Origin of the sequence: Cryobacterium sp. TMT4-10 (assembly GCF_004403275.1) — a bacterium.
GTDB classification, from domain to species: Bacteria; Actinomycetota; Actinomycetes; order Actinomycetales; family Microbacteriaceae; genus Cryobacterium; species Cryobacterium shii.
Genome location: NZ_SOGU01000086.1, coordinates 64,030 through 74,290, shown reverse-complemented (window position 1 = coordinate 74,290; position 10,261 = coordinate 64,030). Strand labels below are relative to the sequence as shown.

9 protein-coding genes are annotated in these 10,261 nt (G+C 71.4%); 6 read left to right on the top strand and 3 right to left on the bottom strand.

Annotated features, from left to right (window positions below):
- Positions 1 to 158: 158 nt before the first annotated feature.
- Positions 159 to 1,016 (top strand): TIGR00645 family protein, encoded by an 858-nt coding sequence (locus E3T42_RS11985; protein WP_241976082.1) that lies wholly within the window; start codon positions 159 to 161, stop codon positions 1,014 to 1,016.
- A 1-nt stretch (position 1,017) separates the two neighbouring features.
- On the opposite strand, the gene E3T42_RS11980 is transcribed toward E3T42_RS11985, so the two are convergent.
- The 3 genes from E3T42_RS11980 to E3T42_RS11970 are packed head-to-tail and all read right to left on the bottom strand — an operon-like array spanning position 1,018 to position 4,318.
- Positions 1,018 to 2,046 (bottom strand): electron transfer flavoprotein subunit alpha/FixB family protein, encoded by a 1,029-nt coding sequence (locus tag E3T42_RS11980; RefSeq protein WP_134403068.1) that lies wholly within the window; start codon positions 2,044 to 2,046, stop codon positions 1,018 to 1,020.
- 29 nt (positions 2,047 to 2,075) lie between these two features.
- Positions 2,076 to 2,879 carry an electron transfer flavoprotein subunit beta/FixA family protein gene (locus E3T42_RS11975; protein ID WP_134403067.1) on the bottom strand — a complete coding sequence of 268 codons (804 nt, stop codon included), beginning with the start codon at positions 2,877 to 2,879 and terminating at the stop codon, positions 2,076 to 2,078.
- Positions 2,876 to 4,318: an FAD-binding oxidoreductase gene (locus tag E3T42_RS11970; protein ID WP_134403066.1), complete on the bottom strand. Its 1,443-nt coding sequence runs from the start codon at positions 4,316 to 4,318 to the stop codon at positions 2,876 to 2,878. Before E3T42_RS11970 ends, E3T42_RS11975 begins: the two co-directional genes overlap by 4 nt.
- 94 nt (positions 4,319 to 4,412) lie before the next feature.
- Here E3T42_RS11970 and E3T42_RS11965 point away from each other — a divergent pair, with 94 nt between their 5' ends.
- The 5 genes from E3T42_RS11965 to E3T42_RS11945 are packed head-to-tail and all read left to right on the top strand — an operon-like array spanning position 4,413 to position 10,075.
- On the top strand, positions 4,413 to 5,981 hold the full coding sequence (locus E3T42_RS11965) for a CoA-acylating methylmalonate-semialdehyde dehydrogenase (RefSeq protein WP_134366259.1): 1,569 nt from the start codon (positions 4,413 to 4,415) through the stop codon (positions 5,979 to 5,981).
- Positions 5,982 to 5,983: 2 nt separating this feature from the next.
- Positions 5,984 to 7,162 (top strand): acyl-CoA dehydrogenase family protein, encoded by a 1,179-nt coding sequence (locus tag E3T42_RS11960; RefSeq protein WP_134366260.1) that lies wholly within the window; start codon positions 5,984 to 5,986, stop codon positions 7,160 to 7,162.
- Positions 7,159 to 8,331, top strand: a complete 1,173-nt coding sequence (locus E3T42_RS11955; protein ID WP_198416007.1) for an enoyl-CoA hydratase/isomerase family protein — start codon at positions 7,159 to 7,161, stop codon at positions 8,329 to 8,331. The genes E3T42_RS11960 and E3T42_RS11955 overlap by 4 nt, the downstream gene beginning before the upstream one ends.
- Entirely contained in the window at positions 8,328 to 9,278 is a 951-nt protein-coding gene (gene mmsB / locus E3T42_RS11950) for a 3-hydroxyisobutyrate dehydrogenase (RefSeq protein ID WP_134366261.1), read from the top strand. The genes E3T42_RS11955 and mmsB overlap by 4 nt, the downstream gene beginning before the upstream one ends.
- The gene (locus E3T42_RS11945; protein WP_134366262.1) at positions 9,275 to 10,075 is read left to right on the top strand and encodes an enoyl-CoA hydratase; all 801 of its coding nucleotides are present in this window, start codon (positions 9,275 to 9,277) and stop codon (positions 10,073 to 10,075) included. Before mmsB ends, E3T42_RS11945 begins: the two co-directional genes overlap by 4 nt.
- Positions 10,076 to 10,261: the final 186 nt, after the last annotated feature.

Sequence of the window (10,261 nt, the reverse complement as noted above, 5' to 3'; positions counted from 1 at the left end):
GCCGCCGCGGCCCGGGGCGGCGGCCGGCGCGGTGCGGTCGCCGGCCGGGGGCGCCGGGGGCACCCTCGGTCGTTCCGGCCCGCGCTGGCTTCCCGCTCACCCGACCAACGCTACTGGATACAGGGATCTCCCATCCGGCCTCCCCCTACGATGGTTCGGTGACTGAAACCTCCAGCCAGCTCCCTTTCCGCCAGCAATCCCAGTGGGTGAAGAGCGTCGGCCTGATGATCTTCTTCAGCCGCTGGCTCCAGGCCCCGCTCTACATCGGCCTGATCGTTGCCCAGATCATCTACGTGATCGTCTTCATGGTCGAACTCATCCACCTCGGTGAGGGCGTCATCCACGCATTCACACACCCGGGACCGGACGGGATCGTGATCGAAGAGGCAACGATCATGCTCGGCGTGCTGGGCCTGATCGACGTGGTCATGATCGCCAACCTCCTGATCATGGTCATCATCGGCGGCTACGAGACGTTCGTCTCGCGCATCGCCATCGACGGCCACCCCGACCAGCCCGAGTGGCTTTCCCACGTCAACGCGAACGTGCTCAAGGTCAAGCTCGCGATGGCCATCGTGGGCATCTCGTCCATCCACCTGCTGAAGACCTTCATTGAGGTCGGCGACCTCGCCGCCCGCGGTTCGACGTCCACCGACGGCCAGGAGAGCATCACCGGCGACGTCTACACCTGGGACGGCGTGCTCTGGCAGGTCGTCATCCACATGGTCTTCATCGTCTCGGCCATCGCCCTGGCCTGGATCGACCGGATGTCCCAGGGCACCCCGCACGGCCCTGCCCCGGTACCGGCCGGCGCAGCGCTCACCCCCGCCCCGCTGGTACCCGGTCCCGCGCCGCTCGCGCTCGACGCCGCCCCGCGGTCGGTGACGGATGCCCGCGTCCTCGCCTCCGGCGCGGCCGCCGGCCACCTCCTCCAGCTGGGGCAGCTCCGGGACGCCGGGGTCGTCACCGACGCCGAGTTCGAAACCAAGAAAATGGAGCTGCTCGCCAGATTCTAGGTCACCCTGCGGCGGCACGGTGGGCCACGACGGCCTCGATCAGCTGCGGCACGACGGTGAAGACGTCCCCGACGACCCCGAAATCCGCTACCGCGAAGATCGGCGCGTCCGCGTCCTTGTTGACGGCGATGATCGTGCCCGCCCCCTGCATGCCGGCACGGTGCTGGATGGCCCCGGAGATGCCCAGGGCGATGTAGAGCTCCGGGGTCACGGTCGCGCCGGTCTGGCCGACCTGCAGGCCGGGCTCGCAGAGCCCGGCCTCCACGGCGGCCCGCGATGCCCCGACGGCGCCGCCGAAGAGGTCAGCCAGGTCGCCGGCCAGGCCGAAGCCCTCGTCCGAGCCCAGGCCGCGCCCGCCGGAGACCACGACACTCGCCTCGGTCAGGCCGGGCCGGATGCCGGAGGCCGGACGCGGATGCACGGCGACGATTTCCGCTCCGCGCCCGCGTTCCAGTTCGGCGTCGATCTCAAGCCGGATCGGGGCTGTCACTGTGCCACCCGGAACATCACGGTCGGGAACGCTGCCGGGAATGCCGTCGGCGACAATGCTGTGGGGACGGACCGTCACGACCGCCAGCCCCTTGGCCACGGCCTCCACGGTGTACGCGCCGCCGAGCACCGGCACGGTGGCCACGATCACACCGTCCCGCAGCCGGGCGTCGACCGCGTCGCTGATCAGACCGGCGGTCAGCCGCACGCACAGCCGTGCCGCGACCTCCCGCCCGTCGATGGTCCCGGCGATCAGCACCCCGGAGACCTCGGCGCCGGCGGCCCGGGCCAGGCGCACCGCCGCCTCGAGCGCCGCGACGGCGGGAGTGGTCAGCCGGGTGCCGGCGTACGTGCTCTCGGCGATGTAGACATCCGTGACACCCCACCCTGCCAGCTGGCCGGCCAGCGCCGGGCCGGCTCCCGGCCCGGTCAGCAGCACGACGGCCGGTTCACCGAGCCGGGCCGCGGCGGCGAGCAGTTCGCGGGTCACCGTGTCCAGCGTGCCCGTGTTGTGCTCGGCGAGCACCAGAATTCGTCCCATCGGCGTGTCTTCCGTCCGTGTCAGATCAGTCAGATCAGGTTGGCCGCGGCCAGGAAGGCGGCGATGCGGCTGCCGCCGGTGCCGTCATCGCTGATGACGGTGCCGCCCGCGCGGGCCGGCCGGGCGGTCACCGTGCAGACGAGCGACCAGGAGTTCGCACCGCCGGCCTCGGCCTCGACCAGGCCGTGGTCGGCGAGGTCGGCGAGGGTGAGGGTCGTCAGCGGCTTGGACCTGGCGCTCATGATGCCCTTGAAATTGGGGAAGCGCGGCTGGGCGCTGCCCTCCGTCACCGAGATCACCGCGGGCAGAGCCGCGCACAGTTCCGTCGTGCCCTCCGGCGTGATGCGGAGGCCGGTGACGATTCCCGCGTCGACGGCCACCGAGCCGAGGAAGGTCAGCTGCGGCAGGCCCAACCGTTCGGCGAGCATGGCGGGCACCGCGGCGGTGCGCCCGTCGGTCGATTCATTGCCGGCGACGACCAGGTCGAACGTGGCGGCGCCAGGGGCGGCTGTGGCCCGCACGGCCGCGGCCAGCACGGCGGCGGTCTGCAGCGCATCCGAGCCGGCCAGGGCCTCGTCGCAGACGTGCACGGCCCGGTCGGCACCCATCGCGAGGGCTTTCCGCAGCGCCACGACGGCTTCCGGCGGTCCCATCGTGAGCACGGTCACCTCACCTCCGGCGGTTTCCCGCAGTCGCAGGGCAACCTCGAGGGCGCGCTCATCGATCTCATCCAGGGCCGGGGTGCCCCTCTCGCGGTCGATCCGGCCGTCCTCCCGCAGCGTCCGCTCCCCGTAGGTGTCCGGGACCTGCTTGACCAGCACGACGATATTCATGACGTTCTCCGCTCTTCCGGGCCGAAACTGAACATCGACCCGGGGTTGAAGGTGCCGCCGGGGTCGAGGGCGGCCTTGATCGCCCGGTGCACCTCGAGGCCCACCTCGCCGAGGGCATCCGCCAGGTACTCGGTCTTCATCCGGCCGATGCCGTGTTCGCCGGTGACCGGGCCGCCGAGGTCGAGGGCGGCCTGGAGGATGAGCCGGTACGCCTGCCTGGCCCGCTCGCTCGCGCCCTCGGCGTCGGGCCGGTAGACGATCATCGGGTGCACGGTGCCGTCCTGGGCATGGCCGTGCACGCCCACGAAGACGCCGGTCTCCGCGGCGATGTCCGCGGCGGAGAGGATCAGCGCCGCCAGCCGGTCCCGGGGCACGGTCACCTCGTGCAGGATCCAGGTGCCCAGGGGTTCCAGCGCCGCCTCGAGCCCGCGCCAGTAGCCCATGATCATCTCACCCTCCGCGGGGTCGTCGGTCTGGAACGAGAGGATGGCGCCGTTGGCGCGGGCCGCGTCTTCGAAGGCGGCGAGTTCGGCCCTGGTGCCGCTGTCGCTCTGGGCGAAGAGCACGGCGGCCGGGGTACCGCCCTCGTCCAGGAGCCGGCTGCCCAGGTGCGTCTCGACGGCGGCGAAGCAGGACTGGTCCATGATTTCCAGCAGGGCCAGGGATTGGCCGGTGGCGATGAAGTCGGTGACTGCCCGGCCGGCCTCCTCGACGCTCGCGAACGCCGCCACGGCGGTGGTCAGCGCGGGGCGGCGGCGGGTCAGCCGCAGGGTGGCCTGCGTGATGAAGCCCAGGGTCCCCTCGGAGCCCACGAAGAGCCGGTTGAGGTCGTAGCCGGTGACGCCCTTGAGGGTGTGGCGGCCGGTGGCGAGCACCCGCCCGGAGGCGAGCACGACCTCGAGGGCGAGCACGGCATCCGCCGTCACCCCGTATTTGGAGCCGTGTGGACCGCCGGACCCGTTGGCGAGATTGCCGCCGATGGTGCACCAGTCGCTGGAGGTGGGGTCGGGCGCGTAGAACATGCCCGCCGCCTCGGCCGCCCGGATCAGGTCGAGGGTGATCACGCCGGGCTGCACCACGGCGTACCCGGCCGCGGCGTCGATGGTCAGGATCGCGGTCATCCGCGAGGTCAGGATGGTGACGGCGCCGTCCTGCGCGTTCGCGGCACCGGTCATCCCGGAACCGGCGCCGCGCGGCACGACGGGCACCCCGTGGCGGGTGCAGGCGACGATCACCGCGGCCACCTCGCTGGTGCAGGCCGGCCGCACCACGGCCAGGGGACGCCCGGCTCCCACCAGCGGCTGCATGTCCCGGCGGTACTGCTCGGTCACGTCCGGGTCGGTCAGCACATGGGCGGCTCCGACGGCCTGCACCAGGCGGGCGAGGAGCTCTCGCCGCCCCGTGTCCTGCGCCGTGTTCCGGATCGAATCGGTGGTCATCGCCCCAACATACTAGGAAGCCCTAGTAAATGCTAGGACTTCCTAGTACCTTGGTGACGGCAGCACGATCCGTCGCAGGGAGAGCAGGTTTTTCATGGTTCGCGAATTGACGCATTTCATCGGTGGCCGGCATGTTCGCGGCACCTCGGGGCTCTTCTCCGACGTGTTCGACCCGAACACCGGGCAGGTGCAGGCGCGGGTTCCGCTCGCGAACCGGGCCGAGACCGAGGCCGCGATCGCCGTCGCGGAGGAGGCGCAGCTCGAGTGGGGTTCCTGGACTCCGCAGCGCCGGGCCCGGGTGCTGCTGCGCTTCCTCGAACTGATCGACAAGGAGATGGACTCGCTGGCGCGAGTGCTCTCCTCCGAACACGGCAAGACGGTGGCGGATGCCCTCGGCGACATCCAGCGCGGACTGGAGGTGATCGAGTTCGCGGCCGGCGGCCCGCACCTGCTCAAGGGCGAGTACAGCGTCGGCGCCGGAACCGGCATCGACGTGTACTCGATGCGCCAGCCCCTCGGCGTGGTCGCCGGCATCACCCCGTTCAACTTCCCGGCGATGATCCCGCTCTGGAAGGCGGGACCCGCCCTGGCCAGCGGCAACGCGTTCATCCTGAAGCCGTCGGAGCGCGACCCCTCCGTGCCGCTCCGGCTCGCCGAGCTGTTCCTGGCGGCGGGGCTGCCGGCGGGCGTCTTCAATGTCGTCAACGGCGGCAAGGAGAGCGTCGACACGCTCCTGGAAGACCCCCGAGTCAAGGCCCTGGGCTTCGTCGGCTCGACCCCGATCGCCCAGCACATCTACACCCAGGCCGCGGCCAACGGCAAGCGCGCCCAGTGCTTCGGCGGCGCCAAGAACCACATGATCATCATGCCGGACGCCGATCTGGACCTGGTCGCAGACGCCCTGATCGGGGCGGGCTACGGCGCGGCCGGCGAACGCTGCATGGCCATCTCCGTGGCCGTGCCGGTCGGCCGGGACACCGCCGACGCCCTGGTGGCGAAGCTCACGGAGCGGATCGGGGCGCTGAAGGTCGGGCATAGCCTCGACGCTACGAGCGACTACGGCCCCCTCGTCAACGGCCCGGCGCTCGACCGGGTCGAGGAGTACGTGCGGATCGGGGTCGAGGAGGGCGCCGAACTGCTCGTGGACGGCCGCGGCTTCCGCCCGGACGGCTTCCCGAACGGCTTCTTCATGGGCCCGACCCTCTTCGACCGGGTGACCCCGAAGATGCGCATCTACCGGGAGGAGATCTTCGGGCCGGTGCTGATCGTGACCCGGGCGGACACGTACGAGGAGGCCCTGCGGCTGCCGAGCGAGCACGAGTACGGCAACGGCGTGTCCATCTACACCGCCGACGGCGACGTCGCCCGGAATTTCACCACCCGGGTGAACACCGGCATGGTGGGCGTGAACGTGCCCATCCCCGTGCCCATCGCGTACCACACGTTCGGCGGCTGGAAGAGGTCGGTGTTCGGCGACCTGAACCAGCACGGCCCGGATTCGTTCCGCTTCTACACGAAGACCAAGACCGTCACCTCCCGCTGGCCCGCGGGGGCCCTGCGCTCCGGCGCAGCGGGCCCCGGCACAGCAACCCCCGGGGACCCCGGGAGCCGGACCGCCGAGACGGGGGCCGGCGCCAGCTTCGTCATCCCCCAGATGGGTTGAACATGTTCGAGCTGACGGATGAACAGCATGCCATCGTGGACATGGTGCGGTCCTTCGCCGCGGAGTCGCTGGCGCCGCAGGCCGTGACCCGGGACGAGACCAAGCACTTCCCGCTCGACGTGTTCGCGGCGGCCGGCGCCCTGGGCATGGGCGGCATCTACGTGCGGGAGGATGTCGGCGGCTCCGGGCTCTCCCGCCGGGACGCCGTCCTGATCTTCGAGGAGCTCGCCCACGGCGACCCCTCGATCGCCGCCTATATGTCCATCCACAACATGGTCGCCTGGATGATCGACACCTTCGGCACCGACGACCAGCGCCGCCGGTGGGTGCCCGGCCTGGCGTCGATGGAGTCGCTGGGCAGCTACTGCCTGACCGAGCCGGACGCCGGATCCGACGCCGCCGCCCTGCGCACCCGCGCCGACCGGGACGGCGACGAGTACGTGCTGAACGGGGTGAAGCAATTCGTGTCGGGCGCGGGCGCATCCAGCGTCTACATCGTGATGGCGCGCACCGGCGACCCCGGCAGCGGCGGGATCTCGGCGATCGTGGTGCCGGCCGGCACCCCGGGGCTGTCTTTCGGCGCCAACGAGAAGAAGATGGGCTGGAACGCGCAGCCCACCCGGCAGGTCATCCTCGACAACGTGCGGGTGCCGGTGGGCAATCGGCTCGGCGCCGAGGGCGATGGCTTCGGAATCGCCATGAAGGGCCTCAACGGCGGCCGCATCAATATGGGCGCCTGCTCACTCGGCGGCGCCCAGTGGGCCCTGAACCAGGCCGTGCGCTATCTCACCGAGCGCTCGGCCTTCGGCGCGCCGCTGATCGAGCGGCAGGCCCTCCTGTTCGAGCTCGCGGACATGGACACCGAGCTGGAGACCGCCCGCACCCTGCTCTGGCGGGCCGCCGACGCCCTCGACCGGGGCGCGCCCGACCGGGTGCGGCTCTGCGCCATGGCCAAGCGCGTCGCCACGGATGCCGGTTTCTCGGTGGCGAACCGCGCCCTCCAGCTGCACGGCGGCTACGGTTATCTCGCCGACTACGGCATTGAAAAGGTTGTCCGCGACCTGCGCGTGCACCAGATCCTCGAAGGCAGCAATGAAATCATGCGTCTGATCATCGGCCGGGCCCTCACAGAACAGCCGGCCGCGCCGAAGCCCGCGCCACAGCAGGCGGGCCGGTCGTGAGCGGGCCGGTCCTGAGCGAGCCGGAGGTGAGTGAGCCGGAGATCCTGCTGCGCCGCTCCGGGCGGGTCGGGCAGATCATCCTGAACCGCCCGGCCGCGATGAACGCCCTCACGCACGCGATGATCACCCGGATCTCGGCCGTGCTCACCGGCTGGACCGACGACGACGAGGTTCAGACGGTGCTGCTGACCGGCAGCGGCGAGCGGGGTCTCTGCGCCGGGGGTGACATCGTGTCGATCTACCGCGGCGCCCAGGGCAGCGGCGCCGACGCCGCCCGGTTCTTCGCCGACGAGTACCGGATGAACGCGCAGATCCACCGCTATCCGAAGCCGTACCTGGCGGTGATGGACGGAATCGTGCTGGGCGGCGGGGTCGGCGTCTCCGGCCACGGCGGCATCCGTGTCGTCACCGAGCGCACCAGGCTCGGGATGCCGGAGACCGGCATCGGTTTCGTGCCCGACGTCGGCGGAACGTACCTGCTCTCCCGCGCGCCCGGTGAGCTCGGCACCCACCTGGCCCTGACCGCCGCCTTCGCCACCGGCGCCGATGCCATCATGCTGGGGCTGGCGGACCATTTCGTGCCGAGCGACCGGCTGCCGGAGCTGATCCGCTCGCTGTCCGGCCGGGGAGCCGCCGAGGCGGTTGCCGCGGTCGCCGACACTCCCCCGCCCGCGCCGCTGCTCGCCGAGCGGGACTGGATCGACGAGTGCTACGCCTTCGACGACGTCCGGCAGATCCTGGCCGCGCTGCAGCGCTCCCCCGTGGAAGCGGCGCAGGCGGCCGCCGCGCTCATCCGCACCAAGTCGCCGACCGCGCTCGCCGTCACCCTGGCGTCGCTGCGCCGGGCGCGCGCTCTCCCCAGCCTCGAGGCGGTGCTGGAGCAGGAATACCGGGTCTCCCTGCGCTTCCTCGAGGGCACCGAGATGCAGGAGGGCATCCGGGCCCAGGTGATCGACAAGGACCGCCGCCCCCGATGGTCGCCGGCCACGCTGGACGAGGTCAGCACGGATGCCGTCGCCGCCTGCTTCGCCCCCCTCACCGCCCACGAAGATCACCTGGCCGGGCTGCACCTGTCCGCCCGGGGCCGGCCGCACCCGCACGACACACCCCGCACCCGAACCAGCACCAGCACCCGCACCACCGACAGCACCAGGAGAAGCGCCTCATGAGCACACGCATCGCCTTCATCGGGCTCGGCCACATGGGCGGTCCCATGGCCGCCAACCTCGTCGGGGCCGGCTACACCGTCACCGGGTTCGACCTGGTGCCCGAGGCCCTCGCCCAGGCCAGGGCGAAGGGAATCCGGGTCGCCGACTCGGCCGCCGACGCGGCCCGGGGCGCCCGCATCGTGATCACCATGCTGCCCGACGGGCGGCACCTGCTCGGCGCCTACGAGGATGAGAACGAGGGTCAGGGCGACGGTGCCGGTTCGGCTGCGGGCGGCGGCCTGCTCGCCGCGTCGGACGCCGGCACGCTCTTCATCGACTGTTCCACGGTCGACGTCGCGGATGCCCGCGCGGCCCACGACCTCGTCGTCAGCGCCGGCCGACGGGGCCTCGACGCCCCGGTCTCCGGCGGAGTCGCCGGGGCCGAGGCGGGAACCCTGACCTTCATGGTGGGCGCCGAGGACGCGGACTTCGCCGCGGCGACATCCGTGCTGGAGGTGATGGGCGCCCGGATCGTTCACTGCGGCGGACCGGGCAGCGGGCAGGCGGCCAAGATCTGCAACAACCTGATCCTCGGCATCTCGATGATCGCCGTGAGCGAGGCCTTCGTGCTCGGCGAGAAGCTCGGGCTGACCCACCAGGCGCTCTTCAACGTGGCCTCCGCCGCGTCCGGCCAGTGCTGGGCCCTCACCACGAACTGCCCGGTTCCCGGGCCCGTACCGACCAGCCCCGCCAACCGCGACTACCAGCCGGGCTTCGCCGGCGCCCTGATGGCCAAGGACCTCGGCCTGGCCCTGAACGCCCTCGACGCCACCGGCGTGGCGGCCGAGCTCGGCCCGGTCGCGGCGGGCGTGTACCGCCGCTTCGCCGACGAGGGCGGCGCCGGCCTGGACTTCTCGGCGATCATCAACGACATCAGGGCGAAATCCGACCGGACGGCCGGCGCATGAGCGGCACCGACGGCATCCGCGAGACCGGGTACGAGCACATCATCCTGGAGCGCCGGGGCCGGGTGGGCCTGATCACCCTCAACCGGCCGAAGGCCCTCAACGCCCTGAACGACGCCCTGATGCACGAGGTCGTCGACGCGGCAACGGGGCTCGACCGGGACCCGGAGATCGGCGCGATCGTGCTCACCGGGTCCGAGCGCGCGTTCGCCGCCGGGGCCGACATCCGTGAAATGGCCCCGCAGACCTACCAGGACATGTACGCGGCCGACTGGTTCGCCGGCTGGAATGCGCTCACCCGCCTCCGCACCCCCCTGATCGCCGCCGTTGCCGGCCACGCGCTCGGCGGCGGCTGCGAGCTCGCGATGATGTGCGACTTCATCCTCGCCGCCGACACGGCCGTCTTCGGCCAGCCGGAAATCAGGCTCGGCGTCATCCCCGGCATCGGCGGTTCGCAACGCCTGACCCGGGCCATCGGCAAGGCCAAGGCGATGGAGATGGTGCTGACCGGGCGAACGATGGATGCCGCGGAGGCCGAGCGCTGCGGCCTCGTCGCCCGGGTCGTCCCCGCCACGCGGCTGCTCGACGAGGCCCTCGCCACGGCGGCGACGATCGCGGGCATGTCCGCCCCGGTGGCGATGCTGGCCAAGGAGGCGGTCAACGCCGCCTTCGAGACCACCCTCGCCGAGGGCGTGCACGTCGAGCGCCGGCTTTTCCACTCCACCTTCGCCCTGGCCGACCAGAAGGAGGGAATGGCGGCCTTCCTGGAGAAGCGCGCCCCCCGCTTCGAGAACCGCTGACCGCCCGCGCGCCCCTAACCTGTGTCGGCGGCGAACCAATTCGACGGAGATTCTGCCGTAAATGTGCTTTTCAGGCCGTTTCCGGCCCGTTTCGGCCAAAATCTCCGTCGAATTCGTTCAGCGTGGGGCGGCTGAACGGCGGCGCGACCGAACGGCGAAACGGCGCAGGGACAGAACGACTCAGGC

Bases quoted from the DNA above. Each gene is read 5' to 3' on its own strand.
- E3T42_RS11980 (WP_134403068.1), bottom strand. From the start codon at position 2,046: ATGGGACGAATTCTGGTGCTCGCCGAGCACAACACGGGCACGCTGGAC.
- E3T42_RS11975 (WP_134403067.1), bottom strand. From the start codon at position 2,879: ATGAATATCGTCGTGCTGGTCAAGCAGGTCCCGGACACCTACGGGGAG.
- E3T42_RS11970 (WP_134403066.1), bottom strand. From the start codon at position 4,318: ATGACCACCGATTCGATCCGGAACACGGCGCAGGACACGGGGCGGCGA.
- E3T42_RS11965 (WP_134366259.1), top strand. From the start codon at position 4,413: ATGGTTCGCGAATTGACGCATTTCATCGGTGGCCGGCATGTTCGCGGC.
- E3T42_RS11960 (WP_134366260.1), top strand. From the start codon at position 5,984: ATGTTCGAGCTGACGGATGAACAGCATGCCATCGTGGACATGGTGCGG.
- mmsB (WP_134366261.1), top strand. From the start codon at position 8,328: ATGAGCACACGCATCGCCTTCATCGGGCTCGGCCACATGGGCGGTCCC.
- E3T42_RS11945 (WP_134366262.1), top strand. From the start codon at position 9,275: ATGAGCGGCACCGACGGCATCCGCGAGACCGGGTACGAGCACATCATC.